This window comes from Cupriavidus sp. GW822-FHT03E04, from assembly GCF_058801495.1.
The window spans coordinates 83,422-108,468 of sequence record NZ_JBXANI010000024.1 but is presented as its reverse complement, the minus strand read 5'-3'; the positions used below and the strand labels follow the sequence as shown (position 1 = coordinate 108,468).

The window sequence follows — 25,047 nt, the reverse complement described above, 5'->3', positions numbered from 1 at the left end:
GCCGGGGTGCTGGGGATTCTGCCGGTGTGTCATTGCCCTGAGGTATCGCTTCGCCAGCCACCGGCCTGGCGTGGATCAGTAACACTCGATACGATTGCGGCCGCGTTCCTTGGCGCGGTAGAGCGCCCCATCGCTGCGTAACAGCGATAGGTCCGCGCTGGGATCGGCGGCATGCATGAGGGCAATGCCGACGCTGACGGTCAGCGTGACGATCTGGCTGCCGTCAAGCAGTGGAGTTTCCGCGATCTGATGCTGTACACGCCTGGCGAATCGTGTCGCCGCATCAAGGCTCGCATCGGGGAGCACCACGGCAAATTCTTCGCCGCCGATGCGGCCGGCGAAATCGTGCTTTTGCAGCGCATTGCGCAGCAGCGTCGCGAAACACCGCAGGGCGTGGTCGCCCATGGCGTGGCCCCAGGTGTCGTTGATGGCTTTGAAGTGGTCGAGGTCAAACGTCAGGACGGCGGCAGGGCGGCCGTCGGTGCGCTGGATCCGGGCGAGTTCCTGTTCGATCCGCACGACGAAGTGACGGCGATTGGGTAGTTGCGTCAGGAAATCGATAGTTGCAAATTCCTGCAGTTCTCCCTCGATGCGCTTGCGCTCGGTCACGTCTGTGATAAATCCGTGCCATAGCGTGCTGCCGTCCTCGAGCCGCCGGGGGCGCGCGTCGCCTTGCCGCCAGCGCAGCCCTTGCCTGGGCAGTTCGACGCGGTACTCGAGGTGCCACGGCTTCAGGCTCGCCGCGGATGCGTGAAGCGAGGCGCCGTAGGCTTCCAGATCGTCGGGGTGGATGACGGCATGGATGGGGGCTGTGCTGGCGGCTACCTGTTGCGGCGTGAGTTCGTAGATATCGGCGATGCCGGCGCTGGCGTAGGGGAGGAAGGATTCCCCCGTTGGCAGCAGGCGATGCTGGAATACCAGTCCCGGGACTTCGTTGGTCAGGCTGGTGATCAGGTCGACGGTTTGCTGCAGTTCTTCGGAGAGTGCCTGGATGGCCGTGATATCGGTGGTGGTGCCGATCATGCGCAGCGGCTCGCCGTTGCTGCCGCGGCTGACTACCTTGCCGCGGCTGGATATCCATTTATAGCTGCCATCCTTGCAGCGGATCCGGTGATCCACTGCATAGCTTTCCGTCTCTTGGTTGAAGTGGGCTTGCATGGCGGCCTGGACGTAGGCGAGGTCGTCGGGATGGACGCGGGTATAGCTGTCTTCGATCCGGTTGGTGATCTCGGACGCTTCATAGCCGATGATGGCCTTCCAGCCAGCCGAGTAGTGGATGCTGCCCGCCTGGACATCCCGGTCCCAGACGCCCGTGCCGCTTCCTGCGATGGCCAGCTCGAGCCGCTTTTCGTTTTCCGCTAGCCTGCCGGTGTCGTCGTTCAGTTTGCCTTGGGCCAGGTCGCGCTCGATGATGGCGACCGCCATGTCGGCAAAGTCTTGCAGGAGGCCACGCTCCGCCTGGTCCAGTTCGCGTGATCCGGCGTCGAACAGCCAGAAGGCGCCAAGCTGGCCGCCGCTCGATGTGGTCAAGGCGCACGCCGCATGAAAGCCCATGCATAGGCCGTCGACGAGGATGGGAGCGTCGCCAGGATGCGCATCATGGGGCACATCATGCAGCGTAACCAGCGCAACCGGGACCTTGAAGAGATGCTGTGCGAGGCGTGTCAGCGCGTCAAACCGCTCTTGCTGCAATGCGGCTTTCAGGTTCAGCGGCTTCGAGGTGTCGATGCGGTCATGTCTGGTTTCAGCTTCGGTAGAGGCCCGCATATCCAGGTCAAATGACAATTGACGTTAGCCCGAAGGTGTTGATCGTGCAGCCAGCGCTGCAGTTATGCACGGCTGCGCCAATACTATCAGACGGATCGGCCCGCGGCGGGGTCTGCTAAGGGTTGTCGGCGAAAGGCAACTCTCCCTGTGCCGGCAGCGCAGCTGGCGCCAGTCCGCCCGCGGGTGTCAGCGCGCTGACCCTCACGCCCAGCAATCGGATCTTCCGGTCCAGCGGAACGCGTTTGACGCATTCGGTGGCGGCGCGCCGCAACTGTGCGGCGTCCGCCGTCGGGGCCAGCATGCTGAGGTCGCGGGTGACGGTGTGAAAGTCGTCGTAGCGCAGCTTGACGCCGATGGTGCGGCCCACATAGCCCTTGCGGCGAAGGTCTTCCGCCAGGCGCTGGCACAGGCCGGTGAAGACTTCGGAAAGGGTCTGGCGGTCTTGCTTGGGGTGCAGATCGCGCTCGAACGTGGTTTCCCGGCTCATGGATTTGGGCTCCGAGCTGGTGACCACCGGGCGTTCGTCATGGCCTTGCGCGATCTCGGCTAGCCAGGCGGCGTAGCTGCGGCCGAAATGGCTCTGCAGCATGCCCAGGTCCGCGCTGGCGAGGTCGCCGACCGTGGCGATGCCCAGCGTTGCGAGTTTCTCGGTGGCCTTCGGGCCAATTCCGTTGACCTTGCGCACGGGCAGCGGCCAGATGCGCAGTGGCATATCGCTGGCTGCCAGCAGGGTGAGCCCGTCGGGTTTGTCGAGTTCGGAGCCGATCTTGGCGAGGAGCTTGTTGGGGGCGATGCAGATGGAGCAGCTCAGTCCCGTGGCTTCGCGCACCGCTTGCTTGATGCGGGTGCCGATGTCGGCGGGCTCGCCGGGCACGTCGCTCAGGTCGATGTAGATCTCGTCGATGCCGCGGTCTTCGATGTCGCTGGTGAAGGTGGCGACGGCAGCCTTGAACAGGCGGGAGTAGTGCCGGTACGAGTCGAAATCCGTGGGCAGCAGGATGGCGTCGGGGGCGAGTTGCGCGGCCTTCATCATGCCCATGGCGGAGAACACGCCCAGCGCGCGGGCTTCGTAGGTGGACGTGGTGACGACGCCGCGCCCGGCGTAGTCGCGCAGGCGGGCAAAGCGCCGGCTGCCGTCGGGAAGTATCTCGGGTACCGCATTTCGTCCACCACCGATCACCACTGGCTTGCCGCGCAACTCCGGGTATCGCAATAGCTCGACGGACGCGTAGAACGCGTCCATATCCAGGTGGGCGATGCGGCGGGGTGCAGATGACATGGCGTCGGCGGGTTACTGTATGCATATACAGTATATCGAATTCTGCCGACAATACCGCTGCGCCCCGGTCGCGCTACCAGCGATGCACGTAGGTGGCCGTCATGACGATGCCCGCCGCGGGCAGGTGGGAGGTGTTGTTGCTGTTGCGCAGCAACTGGCTGTAGAGCGGGTAGTAGTAGCGGTTGAGCAGATTCTGAATGCCCACTGTGATGGTGTCCTTCTTGCTGACCTGGTAGCGGCTGATGAGGTCCAGCGTGGTGTAGCTGGCCACATAGCGCCGCCCAAAGCTGTCGGCGCCGTTGAGCCGGTAGTCGTGTCCGGCGAAGAAGGTGGCTTGCAGGCGGTGGCTCCAGGCGGGCGTAGGCCGGTACTGCACGTACCCGGTGAGCTTGAGGGGCGGGATGCGGTAGCCGCTCATCTGCTGGCTCGGGCTGCCTTGCGGGGTTTCGCGGCCGCGCATCAAGGTGAAGGTGCCGCCGGTGCCCCATTGCTCGTTGTCGGACAGGTAGTCGGCGGAGGCTTCCACGCCATAGATGCGCTCGGCGGTGCGCGTCAGGATCAGGCCGTTGTTGAAGCTCTGCACGTCGCCCAGGTTGGAGGTGGTGTAGAACACCGCCAGCGAGGTCAGGGTGTTGCCGAAGGCGCCGCGCCAGCCGAGCTCGTAGTTGTTGGTCTTGACCGGCTGCAGGTCGGAGGCGCCGAGATCGAAGCCGGCGCGCGCATTGCGTACCTGCAGGCCGATGTCGGGCAGGTTGAAGCCCTGGCTGAACGCGGCATAGAGCTCGTGCCCCTTGACCGGCTTGTACACCACGCCGACATTGCCCAGCAGCGCGGTGTAGTCGACCGAGCCGCCCTTTACCGTAGCCGGCTGTGCCAGGCGCGATTGCGACAGCGGCACGAAGTCGTTGAAGCGGGCGTTGGCGTACTGATAGCGCAGGCCGCCCTCGGCCGACCACTGCGCGTTGAACTTGTGCTGCAACTGGCCAAAGCCGCCCAGGCTGCGCGTGGTGATCTGCGGCATGTAGGTGAGCGTGCCGGTCTTGTTGAAGACGCGGCCGCCGCTGGCGTCATAGGCCTTGGGATCGAAGATGTCGATCGGCATGTCGCTGCGTTCCTGCTCGAAGTCCAGGCCCCATACCAGGCGGGTGCGCTTGGCGCTGTCCAGCGGCGTCTTGATGGTGAGGCGGCTGCCGAACACGTGGGAGTTTTGCATGGACTGGTCGACATTGCCGCCGCGCGTGACGACCGCGCGCGCGTCGAAGGGCGTGAAGCGCGTGAAGTAGTCGCGGTAGTAGAGCTGCGCGCAGACCGCGCTGCCTGCCAGGTCCTTGTGCTCATATTCGAGATTGACCAGCGTGTTGCGGATCTGGTTCTGGTCGGCGAGCTGCAGGCCGCTGATGGCGCGTGCGGGCACGCTGCCCGGCGTCAGGCGGGCTACCGATGGGTCGGAGGCGTAGTCGGTGTCCTGTTTGGCGTTGAAATGGCTCACCGCAAGCTGCACGCGCTGCTCGGGCGTCAGGCGCAGGCCGAGCTTGCCGCCGATGTTGTAGTTGTCCGACTGGAACAGGTCGCCCTGGCTGGGCTCCGGAGCGACGCGCTGGCCGCGCGCATCGTAGGCGCTGCCGATGCGGCGGGCACCGACGTCGAAAGCATAGTCGACCATCCCCTCGCTGCCGGAAACATGCTGCTGCAGCTGGCCGGACAATCCATCCGCGCGCAGCCGGGACAGCGGCGAGGTGAGTGAAAACGTGGTCTCCGACAGCGGCGGGCCGCCGGCGGGGCGCGTGTTGATGGAGACGATGCCTCCGGTGGCCCCGCCGCCGTAGATGGCGCTGCTGCCGCGCAGGACTTCGATGCGCTCGATCAATGCGGGGTCCACGTTGGCGAGGTTGCGCGCCGAGTCCCGGTTGGTGTTCAACGGAATGCCATCGACGAGGACCAGCATGCCGCGGCCCCGCAGGGTCTGGCCGAAATCGGTCACGGTATGGCTGGAGTCGGCCATGCCGGGAACGACCTTGGAGAGCAGGGTGGCGACGCTGTCGGAGCCGGTCTTCAGCGCATCGAGCTCCTCGCGGTCGATGACCGTGACTTGCCGCGTGGGGCGCATCAGGTCGCTGGAGGTTCGCGAGGCGGTGACTTCCACGGCTTCGAGCATCCTGGCGGCCTCCGGGGCGGGCGCGGTCGTCGTTGCCGGGGTGGTCAACGTTGTGGTGGCGGCGACCGGTGCGGCGGCACCGGCCTGGCCCACGGGCTGCAGCACGATGCCGCTGCCATTGCGCTGGTAGCGGATGCCGCTGCCCTTGAGCAGCATATCGAGCGCGGCTTCGGCGGGCATGCTGCCATGCACGGCCGGGGCTTGCTTGCCTGCCACCAATGCGGGCGTGAAGAACAGCTGGAGCGATGTTTGCCGGCCGAGCTGCGTGAGCGCGTCGGCCAGGGGCTGGGCACGGATGTCGATCGCCACCGGCGATGGCAAGGCTGGCTGGGCAGTTGCCGGCGTGGCAACGGCGCCGATCAGCGCGGCGGCCACGGTGGCCATCAGGAGGGGCCTGGCGCGTGCGTGGCGGGCCGGGATCTGTTGCTGCTTCTCAGGATGTTGCTGGTTCACGTCGGGTCTTCTCGGAGAGGCCGGATTGGCACAAAGGCACGCAGGCCCGCGGCGCGCGGGCACGTTCCGGGAGAAGACGAAACGCGGAGCAAAAACCTGAATCTAGCGTGAAAATATTTCCGTGCTGCCGTCGGGCAGGGTGCGCACGCCCACCGGCAGGAACTGCGGCAGGGCGGCGAGCAGGGCATCGGTATCGTCGGCGCGGAACACGCTGCTCAGCCGCAGTGCGCCGGTGCCGGCGTCGCGGATCCTGACCGGGCTGCGCCGATAGCGGGAGACCTCGGCGGCTACCAGCGACAGCGGCTGGTCCTTGAACAGCAGCTTGCCTTCGCGCCACGCCACGGCGGCGCCGAGATCGACCGTTGCCGCGGGCGCGACCCGGCCGTCGCCGGCAATGCGCGTGCCAAGGCCGGCCGACAGGCGCGCCGCAGACGCAGCTGCACTGCGCCCTTGTACGCTCACCGACCCGGATTCGACCGCGACCGTGACCTCGGCGCCGTCCCGGCGCACGTCGAAGCGGGTGCCGGTGACCGTGACGCTGCCACTGCCGGCATCGACCACGAAGGGCCGCTCGTTGGCGTGGGCGACCTCGAACATAGCCTCGCCGTCTGCCAGCGTCACAGTGCGCTGGCCTGGCTCGAATCGTACCGATAGCCGCGTGCGCGTGTTGAGCTCGACGACGGAGCCGTCGGGTAGCGTCACGCGTTGCCGCTCGCCAGGCGCGGTGCTGAAGCTGGCTGTGTAGTGGCTCGCATCGCTGGCCACATAGGTAGCCGGGCCGGGCGCGACCTGCTGGCGCATGAGCCAGGCGGCGCCAACGGCCACCGCGCAGAGGCTGGCCAGTATGGCGGCGCGCAAGGCAGGTCCCGATCTCCGGGCGGCGGCGGCCGGTGCTGGGTCTTGCGCCAGGGCGCGCAGGCGCTCCGGGTCGAGCACGCCTGCCACTTGCCAGATGCGCTCCAGCGCGGTGTATTCGGCCCGGTGCATGGGGCTGGCGCCAAGCCAGGCCGCCATCTCAATGCGTTCTTGCTCGCTGAGTGAGCCAGCGCGGACGCGCGCAAACCAGCGTGCCGCGGCTTCACGGGGAGCGTCCGGCGGCGGCGTCGGCGTCATTGGCGTCATCGGCGTGCGGCCCCAGGGAGGGGCGCGGGCAAGGAGGAGGGGGCAGGAGCCTGGATCAAGGCGTGGTACTCAATGGGGTGCTTGCGGGCCGAGCCGGTCGCGCAGATGGCGCATCGTGCGGATCATGTGTTTTTCGACCATGTTCCTGGAGACCTGAAGGCGCTCGGCGATCTCTTGCTGGGAGAGCCCTTCAAGGCGTTGCCAGACAAAGACCTGACGGCATGCCAGCGGCAGCTCCGCCAGCGCCTGCTCGAGCGCGGCGGCGAGCTGGATAGCGTGGAGCGCGGCTTCGGGATCGCCGGAGCTTGCGTGATGCGTGTCGATGCTGTCAAGCGGGAGCGTCTGCCGGCCTCCCTCGCGCCGGAAGGCGTCAATGGCAAGGTGGCGGGCGGTCTGGTGCAGGTAGGCGCGGGGATGCTCGGGCGGGCTGTCCTTGCGCTCCAGCACCTTGAGCAGCGCGTCCTGAGTCAGGTCCTCGGCATCAAAGCGATTGGCGAGCTTGCGAGTCCAGGTGCCAACCAGCTCTTCGTAGTAGGCGAACAAGCCGAACGCGCGCGAGGGATGTGACGGCATGGCGTGCGCGCGGTTGCGGGTGGTTGCAAATGCGACGTATTATCATTTGCGCGGGCAATGTTCGTCAATAGCTACATTGAGTGGCGCGACAGAGCAGCAATACGGAGCAGCAACATGGCGCCCGCCCGCCGGCGCGAAAAAAAAAGCCCGCGAACTGCGCGGGCCTTTGAAAGCGCAGCCGGTGTAAGCGGATCCGGCTGGCTCGCGATTGTCGCAATGGCCGTCGGAATCTCTTTCCCCTCTGGCGATGGGATCAGCGGAGCAGGAAGGCGATATCGTCGACGCTGATCTGCCCCGGCGCGACGCCGCGGCGCTGCTGGAAAAGGATGTGCTGGAGGACCTGGCGGCGCTGCCTGGCGAAGACGGCCAGGTCGATGGTAATGCCGGCCCGGGCGTAATGCTCGACCAGCAGCTTGTAGGCACGGTGGCGCATCTGCAGGGCTTCGCCCTCGGCGCGCAGCCGGCCGGTGTCTTCGGGCGGCGTCACCTCGGCCCGGCGCAACGCCTCCATGGCGGCGGCGTGCATGTCGCGGTAGCGGTCCAGTTCGGTTTGCGTGGCGTGCAAACGCTCGCGCAGCGCGCGGACCTTGCGCTGCAGCTTTAATGTCATGCCAACGCCGTGCTCGATGAGGGCGACGGTTTCCAGCGCGTGGCTGGCTGCGGCGATCGTGTTTTTCCAGATGCCCCTGTCTGTCACCTCGACGTCCGGCGCCCACCCGTTGCTGGCTCCGCGCAAGCTTTTCATAAGACCCCTTGACCCTAGTGTTGATGTCAGGCGGACAGCTTTATGGTTGCCGTCCTGTCCTGGACCACGGAGATCGTGCCACCGTGGTTGTGATGCGAATCGTACGGTCTGGCCGTGCGCGGGCGAAGTAGAAGATGCTTAGATCTGGTTTTCCCAACACCTATGTCGCGTCATGTCTGTGCGGCTCGACACCAGGTCATCGGTAAGCGATATGGCAATGAGAAGCGGTCTTCTCCAGACTTGCTGATGGGATAGTTGCCCAATCCGGCGCAAATACGGCAGTCCCGCCTTCTATACCGTACAGAGGGCGGCGAATCGGACTAGGATACAGAGATGGCACTTAATTTTCCCAATCCCAGCCGGAGTTACGACCCATCCAGGCATTGCGTATGTTTTTGGGGCTACGACAGTTCGCGTGAGATCTCCTTCGAGGTCGACCGAGCGGTACTCTCCAACCTCAGCCCCGAACTGCGCCCGGACGAGCCTGCCGTGCTGGAGGCATTCGACCGCCACCGCGACCACATCCTGGAACTAGCACGCGGGCTTTATTCCCGCAGCCGGCAGAACAGGTACACCATCTCCTGACGGCGGCACGATCGCTGGCGATTCCGATCGTGAGGGGCGCTCGCCCGTCACGATGCCTTTGCCGTGCGAGGCGGCAGCGATGCGGGTTCCGCCACCATCTTGTCCGCCGCATAGGGGCGCAGGAAACTACGCGCCAGTTCCGTATCCCGGCAGTTCAGCCAATCGTCCCAATCGGTGGGCGGCACGATCACGATCATCCTTTTTTCCTTGCCCGGCGCATGGAAGCGGCGCATCAACGGGTGGCGATCCGAGTTGATGGTCAGCATGGTGAAGCTGACGGCCTGCTGGCCATCCGCGCCTGGCCACGCGCGCCAGAGCCCCGCGATCGCCATGGGCGCGGCGTCCTTGAGCCGGATGCGCCAGCGCACAGCCTTGCCGGTTTCGTAGTTGGGCTCGTAGAAGCAATCTGCTGGCACCAGGCAGAACTGGCCGTTCTTCCAGGCGGCGGAGAAGGTTCGTTTTTCGGCCACCGATTCCGAGCGCGCGTTCGTAGTGTCGAACTTCGCCACGCCCGGTGGAATGCGTTTCCTGGGGACCATGCCGAAGGTAGCGACCAGGCATTGCCGCTGGCCATCATGGTCCGAGACGAGCAGCGGCGCCGCATAGTCGGGCCATGTTTCCGGCGGCCATTCCTGCGCCGGGCGGGTGACGCCAAATACGTCGCGGAGCAGGCCAGCCTGCGCGGGTGCGTAGTTGATGCACATGGGCTGCCTCCAGCGGGCGCCTCTTGCTAATGGGATTTGCCAGTATGGAGGATGGGTGGGGAAGGCCAAAGCCCGGTACGGGCGAACGCCCGCTGATTGCCGAGCCGATGCGGTTGCGCGAGGCACGCAACCGGGCGCGGCCCGGCCGGCGCGAAGGTCAGCTTTCCTGCGCTTCCAGCGTGAAGCCGGCGCCGTCGTCCTGGCGCAGCATCGTCACCAGGGCGGGCATGGCTGCCTCCAGGGTTTCTTTCAGGCGCCACGGCGGGTTGACGATGAACATGCCGCTGCCGTGCAGGCCCAGCCCGCCAGCGACCGGGTGCTTGACGCGCAGGGTGACGTGCAGCCAGCTCTTGAGCGGCAGCTTTTTCAACTGCACCGGCAATTGCACGGATTCGCGGCGCTGCACTTCGGGATACCAGATCGCGTACATGCCGGTGGCAAAGCGCTGCAGGCAATCCTGCAGGCTGCGCACCACGCGGCCGTAGTCCTGCTTGTCCTCGTATGAGGGGTCGATCAGCACCAGCGCACGGCGCGGCGGCGGGGGCAGGATGGCGTTGATGCCGGTGAAACCGTCGCCGTCGTACAGCATGACGCGGCGGCCGGCGCCACGGAAGTTGTCGCGCAGCACCTGGATTTCGGTGCTGTGCATCTCGAACAGGCGCAGGCGGTCCGCGTCGCGCAGCATCTGCCAGGCGAGCCAGGGCGAGCCGGGATAGTGCTTCAGGTTGCCGTCCGGGTTCAGCGTGCGTACCTGTTCCAGGTAATCCTCGACCAGCGTCGGCATGGGCCGCTTGGCGGCGGCGGCCTGCCACAGCCGGGCAATGCCGGTCTCGAACTCGCCCTTTTTCTGCGCGTAGGCGTGATCGAGCGCGTACAGCCCGGCGCCAGCGTGCGTGTCGATGTACCAGAAGGGCTTGTCTTTCTGGCTCAACTGCTCCAGCAACTGGACCACGATGGCGTGTTTGAGAACATCGGCGTGGTTGCCGGCGTGGAAGGCGTGACGGTAGCTGAGCATGGCGAGGCGGGAAAAGGGCGTGCGGGGCGTGCAGGTGCCGGCCTGGAGGGGCCGGCGGCACAGGGCGCTATGCTACCATCGCCGGGCTTTGGGGCGGGCCGGCGGCATGCCGGAGGGCGCGCCTGGCGGGCGATTGCCGATTGCCGATTGCCGATTGCCGGCTCCTTCGCCATCCTCCGGTCCCAATGCACTTCCAGTGCATTGCGCGTCTGACGGTCCTGCGCATTTCCCATTCTCCCGACCCTTGTCACCTTGTTACCTTGTCCATGTCCCGCAGCCTAGATCTCGCCGAGCCCGCATTTTCCGCCTCAGGCTTGCCATACTCGGCGCGCTACGACGAGGCCTATCACGGTAACGAGGATAGCCTGGAGCGGGCCCGTCACGTCTTCCTTGCCGGCAACGGTTTGCCGCAGGCCTGGGGTGGGCGCGGCCAGTTCGTGATTGTGGAGGCCGGCTTCGGGTTGGGGCTGAACTTCCTGGCAACCTGGCAGGCATGGCGAGACGATCCCAAGCGTTGCCGGCGGCTCCACTTTGTGTCGATCGAGAAGCATCCGTTGACGAGCGAGGGGCTTGCCGCGATGCATGTCAGCCTTGGCGCGCAGGCGGCGCTCGTGCCGTTGGCCGCCGAGCTGAGGGCCGCGTGGCCGCTGGCGCTGCCCGGCCTGCACCGGCTGGAATTCGAGGGCGGGGCGGTCGTGCTGACGCTGGCGTTTGGCGATGTCGACGCCGTGCTGCCGCGGCTGGCGCTGGGCGCGGATGCGTTTTACCTGGACGGTTTTTCGCCTGCGCGCAATCCCGATATGTGGCAGCCGCCATTGATGAAGCGGCTGGCCCGGCTGGCTCGCCCGGAGGCCACGCTCGCCACCCACGTGGCGGACATCGTCTTCCAGCGGGGTTTGCAAGCCGCCGGCTTCGCGGTCAGTTCTGCACCCGGATATGGCTCAGAGCCACCGATGACCGTGGCGCGCTTCCCTGTCATGCGCGGCACGCGGCGGCAGCCGCCGCCATCCGCCGCCGCGTGGCCCGAGCGGCATGCAATCGTCATCGGCGCGGGCCTGGCCGGCTGCGCGGTCACGGAGCGGCTGGCCGCGCGTGGCTGGCGCGTGACCCTGTTCGATGCCCATGACGGCCCGGCGCAGCTGACTTCGTCCCACCGTGCCGCCGCCATGCATCCGCACTTGTCCTCGGATGACAGCGTCCTGTCGCGCCTGTCGCGCGCCGGCAACCTGCAGGCCCTGCGGACCTGGGCGGGGCTGGCGGCGGCGGGACATGCGCCCGGCTGGCAGGGCTGCGGCGTGCTGCAGACCGGTGCGGGCGTGGAGGACGCAGCTATCCAGCAGGCGGCTCTGGCCGCCCTGGGTTTTCCGGAAGCGTTCGCGCGGTGGATGAGCGCCGAGGAGGCGGCCAGCCGGCATGGCGCGCCGGTGCCCCATGGCGGGCTGTGGTTCGGGCAGGGCGGCTGGGCGCCGCCGCCCGAGATCTGCCGCGCGCAGTTGGCGCGGGCCGGGACGGCGGTAACGGCGCGCTATGGCAGCCGCGTTGCGCGGCTGGCGCGTGTGGCGGATGGCTGGCAGGCGCGGGATGCGGCGGGCATGGTCATGGCCGCGGCGCCGGTGGTGGTCGTGGCCAACGCGTACGAGGCGCTGCGCTTGCTCGCGCTGCGCCATATGACGATCGACCGGGTGCGCGGCCAGCTCACCACACTGGAGCCGGCAGAGCTGGCGCGCCTTGGGCAATGGCCCGATTGCGTGGTCACCGGCACCGGCTACCTGCTGCCGCGCGCCGCGGATGGCACCGCGCGCATCGGTTCCAGCTACGAGCCGGATGCACAGGAATCCGGCGCGCTGGACGAGCGCCCCGCGGTGCACGCCGAGAACCTCGCCCGGCTCGCCGCGTTGCTGCCGGCGCTTGCCGGCACGGCCGCCAGCCTGGATCCGGCAACGCTCAAGGGGTATGTGGGCGTGCGCAGCGTCTCGCACAACCGCCTGCCGCTGATCGGCCGCGTGGCCGACGAGGCCCAGGCGGCGCGGGACGCCGCGGCACTCAGCGGGGCACGCCTAAGGGATATCCCTCGGCTGCCGGGGCTTTACGCGGCACTTGCATATGGCTCGCGCGGCCTCACATGGGCCGCATTGGGGGCGGAATTGCTGGCCAGCCAGATCGAAGGGGAGCCATTGCCGCTCGAGCTCGAACTGGCCGAGGCCATCGATCCGGCGCGCCTGCTGGTGCGCGCCTTGCGCCAGGGGACCGTGGCAAGCGGTGATGTGCCCGCCGAGCCGGTTCCCGGGTAAAAACTGCCGGAACCGAATGAAAACCGTGCGATAATGCCCGTTTTCCGTTTGCGTGGACCTGCGCCCGGATGCTCTGGAAACGCCAATTTTTGCGCGTGTCCTGCGTGCGACGCGGTTTGCGTGCCGGGTATCGGCATTAGCCGTCGCTTTGCCTGTGTCTTCTCGGGCACGCGAGCGGGGTGCGCTTACGAACACAACAACACTCTGGATTGGATCAACGACCATGTCGAATGTCATTGAAAACCTTGGCAAACTGGACCGCAAGGTGACCCTGGCCATTCCCAAGGCCGAAGTCGAAAAGGAAAAGCTGGAACGTCTGGTTCGCCTGTCGAAGACGGTGAAGATGTCCGGTTTCCGTCCCGGCAAGGTACCGATGAAGATGGTCGAGAAGCAATACGGCCAGCAAGTCGAGTTCGAAGTGCGCTTCGACAAGGCTGCCCGCAAGTTCTTCGACATCACCAAGGAACAAGACGTCAAGGTTGCCGGCCAGCCGAAGTTCGAAGTCAAGACCGACGGCGTGAGCGAAGACGAAGTGGCCTTCGACGCGACTTTCGAGGTCTATCCGGAAGTCAAGCTGGGTGACCTGGCTGGCGCCGAAGTGACCCGCACCAAGACCGAAATCAGCGATGCCGAAGTCGACAAGACCATCGACATCCTGCGCAAGCAGCGCGTGCACTACCACACCCGTGGCGAAGCCGGCGAGCACGGCGACGGCGGTGCGGAAGTGGCCGCCCAGAACGGCGACCGCGTGACCCTGGACTTCGTCGGCAAGATCGACGGCGTGGAATTCCCCGGTGGCAAGGCTGACGACTTCGCCTTCGTGCTGGGCGAAGGCCGCATGCTGCCCGAGTTCGAGCAAGCCGCACTGGGCCTGAAGGTTGGCGAGAGCAAGACCTTCCCGCTGGCGTTCCCCGAGGACTATCACGGCAAGGACGTGGCCGGCAAGACTGCCGAGTTCACCGTCACGCTCAAGAAGATCGAGTGGGCGCACCTGCCGGAAGTTAACGACGAGTTCGCCAAGTCGCTGGGCATCGCCGACGGCAGCGTCGAGAAGATGCGCGCCGACATCCGCGAAAACCTGGAGCGCGAAGTCAAGCGCCGCACGCACGCCATGCTGAAGGACCAGGTCATGGACGCGCTGCTGAAGGCGAGCGAGCTGGAAGTGCCGAAGGCCCTGATCGAGCAAGACCAGGAGCGCCTGGTGGAAATGGCGCGTCGCGACCTGGAGCAACGTGGCATGCCCAACGCCAAGGACATGCCCATCCCGGCCGAAATGTTCACGCAGCAAGCTGAGCGCCGCGTCAAGCTGGGCCTGATCCTGGCCGAGATCGTCAAGGCTCACGGCCTGGACGCCAAGGCAGACCAGATCAAGGCCGAGATCGAAGACTTCGCCAAGAGCTACGAAGACCCGAAGGAAGTCATGCGCTGGTACTACGGTGACCAGCAGCGCCTGGCCGAGATGGAGGCCTACGTGCTCGAAAACAACGTGGTAAATTTCGTGTGCGACAAGGCCAAGGTCACCGACAAGACGGTGTCCTTCGAGGAACTGACTGCCGAAGGCAACAACCAGCCTCAGCAGGCCTGAGCCTGGCCCGTGGCCGGCGCGCGTGGCGCGTTGGCCGCAGCCTTGTCTCTTACCGAACTCCAGGAGAACTTGCATGACCCGCAATGATTTGCTTGACCGTCTGGCCACCACGCAGGCCTCCGCCCTGGAAACGCAGGGACTGGGGCTGGTGCCGATGGTGGTTGAGCAGTCCGGTCGGGGCGAGCGCGCCTATGACATCTATTCGCGCCTGTTGAAGGAGCGTCTGATTTTCATGGTCGGCGAAGTCAACGACCAGACCGCTAACCTGGTGGTCGCCCAGTTGCTGTTCCTGGAAAGCGAAAATCCCGACAAGGATATTTCGCTCTACATCAACTCGCCGGGTGGCTCGGTGTCGGCTGGCCTCGCCATCTACGACACCATGCAGTTCGTCAAGCCGGACGTGGCCACGCTGTGCATGGGCATGGCAGCCAGCATGGGTGCCTTCCTGCTGTCGGCTGGCGCCAAGGGCAAGCGTTCGGCGCTGCCCAACTCGCGCATCATGATCCACCAGCCGCTGGGCGGCGCGCGCGGCCAGGCCTCGGACATCGAGATCCAGGCCCGCGAGATCCTGTACCTGCGCGAGCGGCTCAACACGATCCTGTCGGAAGTCACCGGCCAGCCGGTCGACAAGATTGCCCGTGACACCGATCGCGACAATTTCATGAGCGGCGAGCAGGCAGTGGACTACGGCCTGATCGACAAGGTGCTCGCCCGCCGTGCCTGACAGACCGGCCCGGCTGCCGCAAGGCGGGCCGGGCCGGGGTCGGGTGGCGATCCTCAGGGTATCGCCGCCCGGCCGCAACGAAGAAGGCTATACAGAAACGAGGCCTTGTGCCTCGTTTTTTGCTTTTGCCCCACAGCTTGGGGGTCTACCCGCCGCGCCATTTTTTTTGGCGTATGATGCGTTTGAAGCGTATCCCCGCAGCGCTCCGGCACTGCGGCACGCACACTGCTAATGTGACTGATTCCTATGGCGGATAAAAAAGGTTCATCCAGCGAGAAGCTCCTTTACTGCTCGTTCTGCGGCAAGAGCCAGCACGAGGTAAAGAAGCTCATCGCGGGCCCGTCGGTGTTCATTTGCGACGAATGCATCGACCTGTGCAACGAGATCATCCGCGACGAGGCTGCTGCATCCGACAAGGACGCGGGGGCCACGGCCAAATCCGATCTCCCCACCCCGCACGAGATCCGCGAAAGCCTGGATCAATACGTGATCGGGCAGGAGCAGGCCAAGAAGATCCTGGCCGTAGCGGTGTACAACCACTACAAGCGCCTGAAGCACCTCGGCAAGAAGGACGACGTCGAGTTGTCCAAGAGCAACATCCTGCTGATCGGTCCCACCGGTTCGGGCAAGACGCTGCTGGCGCAAACGCTGGCGCGCCTGCTCAATGTGCCGTTCGTGATCGCTGATGCCACCACGCTGACCGAAGCCGGCTATGTCGGCGAGGACGTGGAAAACATCATCCAGAAGTTGCTGCAGAACTGCAACTACGAGGTGGAAAAGGCACAGCGCGGCATTGTCTACATTGATGAGATCGACAAGATCTCGCGCAAATCCGACAACCCCTCCATCACCCGCGATGTCTCCGGTGAAGGCGTGCAGCAGGCGCTGCTGAAGCTGGTCGAAGGCACCATGGCTTCGGTGCCCCCGCAAGGCGGCCGCAAGCACCCGAACCAGGACTTCCTGCAGGTGGATACCACCAACATCCTGTTCATCTGCGGCGGTGCGTTCGACGGCCTCGAAAAGGTCATCATGCAGCGTTCGGACAAGACCGGTATCGGTTTTGCCGCGCAGGTGCAAAGCAAGGAAGAGCGCGAGGCCAGCGAAGTGCTGCCGCAGGTCGAGCCGGAAGACCTGATCAAGTTCGGGTTGATCCCGGAACTGATCGGCCGCCTCCCGGTGGTGGCTACGCTGGCCAAGCTGGACGAAGCCGCGCTGATGCAGATCCTGGTCGAGCCGAAGAACGCGCTGATCAAGCAGTACCAGAAGCTGCTGGCGATGGAAGGCGTTGAGCTGGAAATCCGCCCGGCCGCGCTCTCCGCGATTGCGCGCAAGGCAATCCGCCGCAAGACCGGTGCACGTGGCCTGCGTTCGATTCTCGAACAATCGCTGATGGATGTGATGTACGACCTGCCTAACTACAAGGGCGTGCAAAAGGTGGTGATCGATGAGAACACCATCACCGGGGACGCTCCGCCGTTGCTGATGTACGAGGAACAGCCTAAGGTGGCTGGTTCGAACTGACGCGAACGCCGGCGCTTATGACGATGCCAGGCCGGCAGCGAGTCCTGAGAGGCCGTTCGCGAAAAGCGAGCGGCTTTTTTTCTTCATTTTCGTAAAACGAAGGGGAGGAAACGGGGGTATGCTGTTTGGACGGGTCTTGCAAGTGCGGGGAGCAGCATTTTGCAACTAGCATCGAATCGCGTGCAAAGGATGTCTTGCAATCGATTCATGAGACCCAATTTACGCCTAAATGACTGACTGGGGAAAATGATGTCCGGAACACAACTCCTCCCGGCTGAGCCGATCCGCTTGCCACTGTTGCCGCTGCGCGACGTGGTGGTGTTTCCGCACATGGTGATCCCACTGTTCGTGGGACGTCCGAAGTCCATCAAGGCGCTGGAAACTGCGATGGAGGCGGGCAAAAGCATCATGCTTGTGGCCCAGAAAACGGCGGCCAAGGATGAGCCGACCGCTGACGACCTCTATGAGGTGGGCTGCATCGCCAACATCCTGCAAATGCTCAAGCTGCCCGACGGCACCGTCAAGGTGCTGGTGGAAGGCACGCAGCGCGCGAATATCCGCGAAGTGAGCGAAGACGAATCGCACTTCATGTGCGAAGCCGTGCCCGTGCCGCCGGGTCCGGTCGAGACCGCCGAGACGGAGGCGCTGCGCCGCGCCATCGTGTCGCAGTTCGACCAGTACGTAAAGCTGAACAAGAAGATCCCGCCCGAGATCCTGACGTCGCTGTCGGGTATCGACGAGCCGGGTCGCCTGGCCGACACCATCGCCGCGCATCTGCCGATCAAGCTCGAGCAGAAGCAGAAGATCCTGGAGATGGTGAATGTCACCGAGCGCCTGGAGAGCCTGCTGTCGCAGCTCGAAGGCGAGATCGACATCCTGCAGGTGGAAAAGCGCATCCGTGGCCGCGTCAAGCGCCAGATGGAGAAGAGCCAGCGCGAGTACTACCTCAACGAGCAGGTCAAGGCCATCCAGAAGGAACTGGGCGAGGGCGAAGAAGGCGCTGACCTGGAAGAACTCGACAAGCGCATCAAGGCTGCGCGCATGCCGAAGGAAGCCAAGAAAAAGGCCGACGCCGAATTCAAGAAGCTCAAGCTGATGTCGCCGATGTCGGCGGAAGCCACGGTCGTGCGCAACTACATCGACACGCTGGTCAACCTGCCGTGGCGCAAGAAGAGCAAGGTCAACAACGACCTCGCCAATGCAGAGCGCGTGCTGGATGAAGACCACTACGGTCTCGAGAAGGTCAAGGAACGCATCCTTGAGTATCTTGCAGTGCAACAGCGCGTGGACAAGGTAAAGGCACCGATCCTGTGCCTGGTTGGGCCCCCTGGCGTGGGCAAGACCTCGCTCGGGCAGTCTGTTGCGCGTGCCACGAACCGCAAGTTCGTACGCATGGCACTGGGCGGCGTGCGCGACGAGGCCGAGATCCGTGGCCACCGTCGCACGTACATCGGTTCGATGCCCGGCAAGATCCTGCAAAGCCTGGCCAAGGTCGGCGTGCGCAATCCGCTCTTCCTGCTCGATGAAATCGACAAGATGGGCATGGATTTCCGCGGCGACCCGTCGTCTGCATTGCTCGAAGTGCTGGACCCGGAACAGAACCACACGTTCCAGGACCATTACATCGAGGTCGATTTCGACCTGTCCGATGTGATGTTCGTGGCGACCTCCAATTCGCTCAACATTCCGCCTCCGTTGCTGGACCGGATGGAAGTGATCCGCCTGTCGGGTTACACCGAGGAAGAAAAGGTCAACATCGCCCAGCGCTACCTGCTGCCCAAGCAGATCAAGAACAATGGTCTGAAGCCCGGCGAGATGGAAGTGAACGAAGACGCCCTGCGCGACATCATTCGCTACTACACGCGGGAAGCGGGTGTGCGTTCGCTCGAGCGTGAAGTGTCGAAGATCGCCCGCAAGGTGGTGAAGTTGCTGCTGCTCAAGAAGGAAACGGGCACGGTCAAGGTCGCGTCCGAGAACCTGGACAAGTTCCTTGGCGTGCGCAAGTACGACTTCGGCCTGGCCGGCAAGGAAAACCAGGTAGGCCAGGTGACCGGTCTGGCGTGGACGGAAGTGGGCGGCGATCTGCTGACCATCGAAGCCGCGATCATGCCGGGCAAGGGCAACATCACCCGCACCGGTTCGCTGGGCGACGTGATGAAGGAGTCGGTCGAGGCGGCACGTTCGGTGGTGCGCTCGCGGGCACGTCGTCTGGGCATTACGGACGAGATGTTCGAGAAGCGCGACATCCACATCCACGTGCCTGAAGGCGCCACCCCCAAGGATGGCCCTTCGGCAGGCGGTGCGATGACCACGGCGCTGGTGTCGGTGCTCACGGGCATTCCGGTGCGTGCTGACGTGGCCATGACCGGTGAGATCACGCTGCGCGGCGAAGTCCTGCCGATCGGTGGCCTCAAGGAGAAACTGCTCGCGGCGCATCGCGGCGGTATCAAGTTGGTGCTGATCCCCGAAGAGAACGTGAAGGATCTCGCGGAGATTCCGGACAACGTCAAGAACGCCATCGAGATCGTCCCGGTGCGCTGGATCGACAAGGTCCTGGAACTCGCGCTCGAGCGCAAGCCCGAGCCTTTGCCTGAAGAAGTGGCCAAGCCTGCCGATGTGGCGGACAAGGGCGCTGCCAAGGTCGAGATGATTCATCACTGATGATGTCTCGCTGATGCTGCCGTAGCTTGCTGGTAGCACACGAGAAACGCCGCGGGTATCCCCCGCGGCGTTTTTCTATTCTGGCTCCTGTTCCGCCTTCTATCCGTGCCACCTTGCACAACGTGCAGGTGCATTTTCCGGCCTGTAAAAATGCCTGCGAAGAATACTTGGCAAAACGCTAAAGGCTGTATTACACTTGCGCCCTCGCAACGCAAACAGCAGTAATTACTCTGATATGTGCGCGGCGATGCTTGCAGCATGCAGTGCGGCTGCGGTAAGAGCGGGTGCTTAGCTCAGTTGGTAGAGCGGCGCCCTTACAAGGCGTAGGTCGGGGGTTCGAGCCCCTCAGCACCCACCATCGCTCCTGCCGCAAGACAAGCCCGACACACAGAGGCATACTGCAACACCGATTCAGGAGTGGTAGTTCAGTTGGTTAGAATACCGGCCTGTCACGCCGGGGGTCGCGGGTTCGAGTCCCGTCCACTCCGCCAAACAAGCAGTCAGCAAAACGGGCCCTTAGTGGCCCGTTTTGCTTTTTGCGCATCACATCGCTTCACACATTCCGCGCTCCGTTCTTGATCAAGCCGGCTCCGGCTTGCAGTGTCCCGGAGCACACGCCACGGCATGGGCAGATACGGCTCGCCAATTGCAGCCACAGGGCTGCAAATCGCGTGAAGCCTGCCGCTCCTGATAGAATCCCGGAGTTTGCCGTTCGTACAACCCTTTTCCTGAGTCAGCATGCTTGATTTCGTACGCAACAACCGGCGCTTGATGCTTTTGCTGCTGCTGGTGCTTGTCTTCCCGTCGTTTGTGTTCTTCGGCGTGGAGAGCTACTCGCGTTTCATGGACAGCTCGCACGACCTCGCCAAGGTCGACGGCCGCGCTATCACCGCGCAAGAAGTGGATAACGTGGTACGTGACCAGAGCGAGCGCATGCGCCAGATGCTTGGCACGAACTACGACCCGCGCCAGTTCGAAGGCGCGCAGGCACGCCAGCAGGTGCTCGACCAGCTGATCCTGCAGCGCGTGGTAGCGGATGAGGTGGCCAAGAAGCACCTGACCGTTTCCAACGAACGCCTGCTCGAGACGATCAGCAGCATTCCCGCCATCGCTCAGTTGCCGAAGAAGAAAGACGGCACGATCGACGACAAGGCCTATGTCGGCCTGCTGGCCCAGCAGGGCATGACGCCGGAGCAGTTCGACGCCCGCATGCGTTTTGACCTGGCCACCCAGCAGCTCAGTAGCTCGGTTGGCGCTACCGCCTTCGTGCCGAAGTCCTTGCTGGACCGCCTGATCGCCATTCGCGACCAGCAGCGCGACGTGCAGGCGCTGCAAATCAAGGCGGCCGATTTCACCGCCAAGGTCAATCCGGATGACGCCGCGCTGAAGGCCTACTACGAAGGCCACAAGGCAGCGTTCTCGGTGCCCGAGCAAGCCAAGGTCGAATACCTGGTGCTGTCGGCCGACGCGCTGGCCGCGTCGACGCCGGTCACGCCCGAAGAGCTCAAGTCCTACTACGACAGCAACATCGCGCGCTTTCGCACCGACGAGCAGCGCCGCGCCAGCCACATCCTGATCGGCTCGCCCAAGGAAGCCCCGGCCGCAGAGCGCCAGGCGGCCAAGGAAAAAGCCACCAAGCTGCTCGAGGACCTGCGCAAGCATCCCGAGACGTTTGCCGACGTGGCCCGCAAGCAGTCGCAGGACCCGGGCTCGGCGGAGAAGGGCGGCGACCTCGGCTTCATGGGCCGTGGCGCGCTGGTCAAGCCGTTCGAAGACGCGATGTACGCGCTCAAGGATGGCCAGATCAGCGACGTGGTCGAGACCGACTATGGCTATCACATCATCAAGCTCACCGGCATCAAGCCGGCCGAGACCAAGCCGCTTGACCAGGTCCGTACCGAGCTGGAAGTGGAGCTGCGCAAGCAACTCGCCGCCAAGAAGTACACCGAACTGGCTGACACGTTTGGCAATACGGTCTATGAGCAGTCCGACAGCCTCAAGCCGGCCGCCGACAAGTTCAAGCTGACGATCCAGAGCGCCGACAACGTGACCCGCCAGCCGAACCCGGCCCTGGGCGCGCAAAACCCGCTCAATAACGAGAAGCTGCTCAAGGCGCTGTTCAGCGATGAGTCCGTCAAGAACAAGCGCAACACCGAGGCCGTGCAGGTTGGCCCCACCACGCTGGTGGCGGCGCGCATCGTCGACTACCGCCCGGCCACGGTGCGCAAGTTCGAAGACGTGCAGGCCAAGGTGCGCGAAGGCTATATCGCGCAGCAGGCAGCCGAGCTTGCCGCCAAGGCGGGCGCGGAACGTCTCGAAGCACTGAAGAAGAGTGGCGGCGCCGACGGTTTCGGCGCGCCGGTAACGGTCTCGCGCGCCAAGGCCGACGGCCTGGCACCGAAGGCGGTGGAAGCCGTGATGCGTGCCGATACCGCCAAGCTGCCCGCGTATGTCGGCGTGGACCTGGGCGCCGACGGCTACGCGATCTATCGCATCGGCAAGGTCAGCCAGCCGGCGCAGGCGGATGCCGCGCAGCGCCAGGGTGAGGCGCAGCAACTGGGCCAGATGCTGGGCCAGAGCCAGCTGGAAGCCTTCTACGAAGGCCTGAAGGACCGGGCCAAGGTGAAGTTGCTCAAGCCCGCTACCACCACGGAAGCGGGTCCGGCCAGCGGCGCTGGCGCGCAGTAATACTGCCGCTCGCAGCCATAAAGAGAAAGGCGCCTTCGGGCGCCTTTCTCTTTATGGCAAAGCCGCGGACAACTAGCGGGTAGCTGTCTCGGCCGCCAGCGCCTTCAGCAAGGGCTTGAGCTGCGGCCAGACGGTATCGAGCAGCGTGCCCTGCGCCTGCGCCGTGGGATGGAGGCGGTCCGCCTGGAACCACTCTGGCTTGGCGATGACTTGCTCCAGCAGGAAGGGCACGAGCCGGACCTTGTACTCGCCGGCCAGCTTGGGGTAAAGCGAGAAGAACCGTTCGGTGTAGTCCGGCCCGTAGTTGGGCGGGATGCGCATGCCCACCAGCAGCACGCTGGCCTTGGCCTGCTGTGCGCTGGTGACGATGCTGCGCAGGTTGGCCTCGGTGGTCTGCAACGGCAGGCCGCGCAAGGCATCGTTGGCGCCAAGCTCCACGATGACCACGGCCGGATGGTGCCTTGCCAGCAGGTCGGGCAAGCGCGTCTTGCCGCCTACCGTGGTCTCGCCGCTGATGCTGGCATTCACGACGTTATAATCGAAACGTTCCGCCCGCAGACGCGCCTCCATCAGCTTGACCCAGCCTGTATCGCGGGCCAGGCCATACTCAGCGGACAGGCTGTCGCCCAGCACCAGGATGGCGGGCGTTGCCGCACGCGCCATCGACGCCGTGGCCGGCACCATCGCGGGCAGCAGCGTGGTCACGCACACCGCCAGCGCCAGCTTTCGCCAACCGCACCAGAACTTCTTGCTCATGTCTTCATCCATTCTTGCAGTCGAGTCATTAGGAAAGACCGTAGCCGACACGACAGGTTCGCTGACGATTTTGCACGACGTGTCGTTTTCCGTCACGCCCGGCGAAACGCTGGCCATTGTGGGCGCATCCGGCTCGGGCAAATCCACCCTGCTGGGCTTGCTGGCGGGCCTGGACCTGCCCACGACAGGCACCGTCAAGCTCAACGGGCAGGACCTGTTCCAGCTTGACGAAGACCAGCGGGCAGCGCAGCGCGGACGCCATGTGGGCTTTGTGTTCCAGTCGTTCCAGCTGGTCGGGCACCTGAGCGCCCTGGAAAACGTCATGCTGCCGCTGGAGTTGCGCGGAGAGACCGCAGGCGTGAGCGAGCGCGCCGCCGACATGCTGGCCCGCGTGGGGCTGAGCGGGCGCCTTTCCCACTATCCGCGCACGCTCTCCGGCGGCGAGCAGCAGCGCGTGGCGCTGGCGCGGGCGTTTGTGGCCCGTCCCGACATTCTCTTTGCCGACGAGCCTACCGGGAGCCTGGATACGGCCACCGGGGAGGCCGTCATTGCGCTGATGTTCGAGCTGAACCGCGATGCCGGTTCCACCCTGGTGCTGGTCACGCACGATCGCTCCGTGGCGGCCCGCTGTGGGCGCATCCTGACCATCGAAGCCGGCCGGGTTGCCAGCGACGAGTGGATGACCGCGCCGGTTTGATAAAACGCTGCGTCAGGCGTTGCCGAGCGCCGCGCGCGCGCGCGCAATCAGGCTGCCGGTCGATGCGTCGTGCTGCCCGGCGGCGGCACTTGCCGCATGGTTAAGCTCGCCCTCGATCGGCTTGGCCAGGATCTTGCCGAGTTCCACGCCCCACTGGTCGAACGAGTTGATGTTCCAGACCACGCCTTGCACGAAGGTGCGGTGTTCGTAGAGCGCGATCAGCGCGCCGAGGGTATGCGGCGTGATGTCTTCCATCAGCAGCGTGTTGCTCGGCCGGTTGCCCTCGAACACCATGTGGGCGATACGGATCTCGTCGGTGAGGCCCGTGGCGCGCAGTTCCTCGGCCGTGCGCCCGAGCATCAGCGCCTCGGCCTGGGCAAAGCAGTTGGCCAGCAGCTTGGCGTGATGGCCGGGCAGCAGGCGCGGCGGCCGCAGCGGCGCCACGAAATCCACCGGCACGATCTGCGAGCCCTGGTGGATCAACTGGAAATAGGCGTGCTGGCCGTTGGTGCCAGCGGAGCCCCAGACCACCGGCGCGGTATGGGCGCGCACGTGGCGGCCGTCAAGCTGCACCGATTTGCCGTTGCTCTCCATTTCCAGCTGCTGCAGGAAGGCAGGGAACAATTCGAGCGAGGTGGAGTACGGCGCCATGCAGCTGGTCGGCATGCCGAAGAAGTTGCGGTACCAGATGCCGAGCATGCCCAGCACCACGGGCATGTTCTGCGCCAGCGGCGCACTGCTGAAATGCGCATCCATGGCGCGGCCACCGATCAGCAGGTCTTCGAATGCATCGAAGCCCACCGCCAGCGCAATCGACAGGCCGACCGAGGACCACAGCGAGAAACGCCCGCCGATCCAGTCCCAGAATTCGAACATGTGCGCCGGATCGATGCCGAAGGCGCGCACCGCCTCCACATTGGTCGACACCGCGGCAAAATGGCTGGCCAGCTGCTCCTGGGCCACGCCTTGGTCGAGGAACCACTGGCGCGCGCTGCAGGCGTTGGCCATGGTCTCGAGCGTGGTGAAGGTCTTGGAGCAGACGATCACCAGGGTTTGCTCGGGGTCGAGACGGTCCAGGCATTCGGCCAGTTCGGTGCCGTCCACGTTGGAGACGAAATGCATGCGCGGGCCGTTGCCGGCCAGGTGCGAGAGCGCGCGGCACACCATGCGCGGACCCAGGTCCGAGCCGCCGATGCCGATGTTGATGACGTCGGTGATGCGCTTGCCGGTGAAGCCGGTCCAGTCGCCGCTGCGCACGCGCTGCGAGAACACGCGCATGCGTTCCAGTACGGCGTGGATGGCGGGCATGACGGGCTTGCCGTCGACCTTGAACGCTGCGCCGGCGCCGGCGCGCAGCGCGATGTGCAGGACCGCGCGGTCCTCGGTGGCGTTGATGTGGTCGCCGGCAAACATGGCATCGCGGCGTTTCGGCACGCCGGCTTCATCCGCCAGTTGCATCAGCAATGCCATGGTCTGCGGCGTGATGCGGTTCTTGGAGTAATCGAGATACAGGCCTGCGGCTTCCAGCGAGAACTGCTCGACGCGTTGTTCCGCGGAGCCGGCGGCAAACCACTCGCGCATCGGCGTTTCGCGAATGGCGTCGTGGTGTTGCAGAAGTGAGTGCCAGGCGTGGAGGTCTGTGGGCATGCGTGCGGAAATCTTTGAAGGACAGCGCGGAAGTACCGTTTCAAGCTTGGTTTTTCGGCTAGATATCATTGCTCCCCGG

18 protein-coding genes and 2 tRNA genes are annotated in these 25,047 nt (G+C 64.9%); 10 read left to right on the top strand and 10 right to left on the bottom strand.

The features are described 5' to 3' along the window. Positions 1-75 precede the first annotated feature (75 nt). From AC1RQC_RS30225 to AC1RQC_RS30200, 6 genes are all read right to left on the bottom strand, one after another. On the bottom strand, positions 76-1,767 hold the full coding sequence (locus AC1RQC_RS30225) for a sensor domain-containing diguanylate cyclase (protein ID WP_492885541.1): 1,692 nt from the start codon (positions 1,765-1,767) through the stop codon (positions 76-78). Between the two features lie 115 nt (positions 1,768-1,882). After that, on the bottom strand, positions 1,883-3,046 hold the full coding sequence (gene dinB / locus AC1RQC_RS30220) for a DNA polymerase IV (RefSeq protein WP_492885539.1): 1,164 nt from the start codon (positions 3,044-3,046) through the stop codon (positions 1,883-1,885). Between the two features lie 73 nt (positions 3,047-3,119). Further along, the gene (locus AC1RQC_RS30215) at positions 3,120-5,585 is read right to left on the bottom strand and encodes a TonB-dependent receptor (protein WP_492885554.1); all 2,466 of its coding nucleotides are present in this window, start codon (positions 5,583-5,585) and stop codon (positions 3,120-3,122) included. Between the two features lie 171 nt (positions 5,586-5,756). Further along, complete coding sequence (locus tag AC1RQC_RS30210) at positions 5,757-6,767, bottom strand: FecR family protein (protein ID WP_492885538.1); 1,011 nt, start codon at positions 6,765-6,767, stop codon at positions 5,757-5,759. 78 nt (positions 6,768-6,845) lie between these two features. Continuing rightward, positions 6,846-7,349, bottom strand: coding sequence for a sigma-70 family RNA polymerase sigma factor (locus AC1RQC_RS30205; protein WP_492807556.1), 504 nt, complete (start codon positions 7,347-7,349; stop codon positions 6,846-6,848). Between the two features lie 253 nt (positions 7,350-7,602). After that, positions 7,603-8,094 (bottom strand): hypothetical protein, encoded by a 492-nt coding sequence (locus AC1RQC_RS30200; RefSeq protein ID WP_492370660.1) that lies wholly within the window; start codon positions 8,092-8,094, stop codon positions 7,603-7,605. Between the two features lie 333 nt (positions 8,095-8,427). On the opposite strand from AC1RQC_RS30200, the gene AC1RQC_RS30195 reads away from it, so the two are divergent. After that, on the top strand, positions 8,428-8,679 hold the full coding sequence (locus AC1RQC_RS30195) for a DUF1488 family protein (protein WP_043345911.1): 252 nt from the start codon (positions 8,428-8,430) through the stop codon (positions 8,677-8,679). A gap of 47 nt (positions 8,680-8,726) precedes the next feature. On the opposite strand, the gene AC1RQC_RS30190 is transcribed toward AC1RQC_RS30195, so the two are convergent. Both AC1RQC_RS30190 and AC1RQC_RS30185 read right to left on the bottom strand, forming a co-directional pair. After that, positions 8,727-9,383, bottom strand: coding sequence for an SOS response-associated peptidase (locus AC1RQC_RS30190; RefSeq protein ID WP_492885537.1), 657 nt, complete (start codon positions 9,381-9,383; stop codon positions 8,727-8,729). Between the two features lie 157 nt (positions 9,384-9,540). Further along, complete coding sequence (locus AC1RQC_RS30185) at positions 9,541-10,398, bottom strand: 23S rRNA (adenine(2030)-N(6))-methyltransferase RlmJ (protein ID WP_043345913.1); 858 nt, start codon at positions 10,396-10,398, stop codon at positions 9,541-9,543. Between the two features lie 266 nt (positions 10,399-10,664). Here AC1RQC_RS30185 and mnmC point away from each other — a divergent pair, with 266 nt between their 5' ends. From mnmC to AC1RQC_RS30145, 8 genes are all read left to right on the top strand, one after another. Next, positions 10,665-12,689, top strand: coding sequence for a bifunctional tRNA (5-methylaminomethyl-2-thiouridine)(34)-methyltransferase MnmC2/FAD-dependent 5-carboxymethylaminomethyl-2-thiouridine(34) oxidoreductase MnmC1 (mnmC, locus tag AC1RQC_RS30180; protein ID WP_492885536.1), 2,025 nt, complete (start codon positions 10,665-10,667; stop codon positions 12,687-12,689). 223 nt (positions 12,690-12,912) lie between these two features. After that, positions 12,913-14,274: a trigger factor gene (gene tig, locus AC1RQC_RS30175; RefSeq protein WP_441630808.1), complete on the top strand. Its 1,362-nt coding sequence runs from the start codon at positions 12,913-12,915 to the stop codon at positions 14,272-14,274. Between the two features lie 73 nt (positions 14,275-14,347). Continuing rightward, on the top strand, positions 14,348-14,998 hold the full coding sequence (gene clpP, locus AC1RQC_RS30170; RefSeq protein WP_043345919.1) for an ATP-dependent Clp endopeptidase proteolytic subunit ClpP: 651 nt from the start codon (positions 14,348-14,350) through the stop codon (positions 14,996-14,998). A gap of 246 nt (positions 14,999-15,244) precedes the next feature. Beyond that, positions 15,245-16,519 (top strand): ATP-dependent Clp protease ATP-binding subunit ClpX, encoded by a 1,275-nt coding sequence (clpX, locus tag AC1RQC_RS30165; RefSeq protein WP_043345921.1) that lies wholly within the window; start codon positions 15,245-15,247, stop codon positions 16,517-16,519. A 249-nt stretch (positions 16,520-16,768) separates the two neighbouring features. After that, positions 16,769-19,180, top strand: coding sequence for an endopeptidase La (gene lon / locus AC1RQC_RS30160; protein WP_043351692.1), 2,412 nt, complete (start codon positions 16,769-16,771; stop codon positions 19,178-19,180). Positions 19,181-19,462: 282 nt separating this feature from the next. After that, positions 19,463-19,538: transfer RNA gene (locus tag AC1RQC_RS30155), tRNA-Val, on the top strand. 56 nt (positions 19,539-19,594) lie between these two features. After that, a tRNA-Asp gene (locus tag AC1RQC_RS30150) sits at positions 19,595-19,671 on the top strand. Between the two features lie 247 nt (positions 19,672-19,918). After that, positions 19,919-21,868, top strand: a complete 1,950-nt coding sequence (locus AC1RQC_RS30145; RefSeq protein ID WP_492885535.1) for a SurA N-terminal domain-containing protein — start codon at positions 19,919-19,921, stop codon at positions 21,866-21,868. A gap of 72 nt (positions 21,869-21,940) precedes the next feature. On the opposite strand, the gene AC1RQC_RS30140 is transcribed toward AC1RQC_RS30145, so the two are convergent. Next, complete coding sequence (locus AC1RQC_RS30140; RefSeq protein WP_492885534.1) at positions 21,941-22,624, bottom strand: arylesterase; 684 nt, start codon at positions 22,622-22,624, stop codon at positions 21,941-21,943. Here AC1RQC_RS30140 and AC1RQC_RS30135 point away from each other — a divergent pair. Further along, complete coding sequence (locus tag AC1RQC_RS30135) at positions 22,623-23,321, top strand: ABC transporter ATP-binding protein (protein WP_492370655.1); 699 nt, start codon at positions 22,623-22,625, stop codon at positions 23,319-23,321. The two genes, AC1RQC_RS30140 and AC1RQC_RS30135, sit on opposite strands and share 2 nt — an antisense overlap. Before the next feature lie 12 nt (positions 23,322-23,333). Here AC1RQC_RS30135 and pgi read toward each other — a convergent pair whose 3' ends face one another. Next, positions 23,334-24,968 (bottom strand): glucose-6-phosphate isomerase, encoded by a 1,635-nt coding sequence (gene pgi, locus AC1RQC_RS30130; RefSeq protein WP_492885533.1) that lies wholly within the window; start codon positions 24,966-24,968, stop codon positions 23,334-23,336. Positions 24,969-25,047: the final 79 nt, after the last annotated feature.

Excerpts from the sequence above, each read along its gene's own strand:
- tig (WP_441630808.1), top strand. The coding sequence starts at position 12,913 with ATGTCGAATGTCATTGAAAACCTTGGCAAACTGGACCGCAAGGTGACC.
- lon (WP_043351692.1), top strand. The coding sequence starts at position 16,769 with ATGTCCGGAACACAACTCCTCCCGGCTGAGCCGATCCGCTTGCCACTG.
- AC1RQC_RS30185 (WP_043345913.1), bottom strand. The coding sequence starts at position 10,398 with ATGCTCAGCTACCGTCACGCCTTCCACGCCGGCAACCACGCCGATGTT.
- AC1RQC_RS30190 (WP_492885537.1), bottom strand. The coding sequence starts at position 9,383 with ATGTGCATCAACTACGCACCCGCGCAGGCTGGCCTGCTCCGCGACGTA.
- AC1RQC_RS30210 (WP_492885538.1), bottom strand. The coding sequence starts at position 6,767 with ATGACGCCGACGCCGCCGCCGGACGCTCCCCGTGAAGCCGCGGCACGC.
- mnmC (WP_492885536.1), top strand. The coding sequence starts at position 10,665 with ATGTCCCGCAGCCTAGATCTCGCCGAGCCCGCATTTTCCGCCTCAGGC.
- clpP (WP_043345919.1), top strand. The coding sequence starts at position 14,348 with ATGACCCGCAATGATTTGCTTGACCGTCTGGCCACCACGCAGGCCTCC.
- AC1RQC_RS30200 (WP_492370660.1), bottom strand. The coding sequence starts at position 8,094 with ATGAAAAGCTTGCGCGGAGCCAGCAACGGGTGGGCGCCGGACGTCGAG.
- AC1RQC_RS30140 (WP_492885534.1), bottom strand. The coding sequence starts at position 22,624 with ATGAGCAAGAAGTTCTGGTGCGGTTGGCGAAAGCTGGCGCTGGCGGTG.
- AC1RQC_RS30135 (WP_492370655.1), top strand. The coding sequence starts at position 22,623 with ATGTCTTCATCCATTCTTGCAGTCGAGTCATTAGGAAAGACCGTAGCC.
- dinB (WP_492885539.1), bottom strand. The coding sequence starts at position 3,046 with ATGTCATCTGCACCCCGCCGCATCGCCCACCTGGATATGGACGCGTTC.
- AC1RQC_RS30215 (WP_492885554.1), bottom strand. The coding sequence starts at position 5,585 with ATGGCCACCGTGGCCGCCGCGCTGATCGGCGCCGTTGCCACGCCGGCA.
- clpX (WP_043345921.1), top strand. The coding sequence starts at position 15,245 with ATGGCGGATAAAAAAGGTTCATCCAGCGAGAAGCTCCTTTACTGCTCG.
- AC1RQC_RS30225 (WP_492885541.1), bottom strand. The coding sequence starts at position 1,767 with ATGCGGGCCTCTACCGAAGCTGAAACCAGACATGACCGCATCGACACC.
- AC1RQC_RS30145 (WP_492885535.1), top strand. The coding sequence starts at position 19,919 with ATGCTTGATTTCGTACGCAACAACCGGCGCTTGATGCTTTTGCTGCTG.
- AC1RQC_RS30195 (WP_043345911.1), top strand. The coding sequence starts at position 8,428 with ATGGCACTTAATTTTCCCAATCCCAGCCGGAGTTACGACCCATCCAGG.
- pgi (WP_492885533.1), bottom strand. The coding sequence starts at position 24,968 with ATGCCCACAGACCTCCACGCCTGGCACTCACTTCTGCAACACCACGAC.
- AC1RQC_RS30205 (WP_492807556.1), bottom strand. The coding sequence starts at position 7,349 with ATGCCGTCACATCCCTCGCGCGCGTTCGGCTTGTTCGCCTACTACGAA.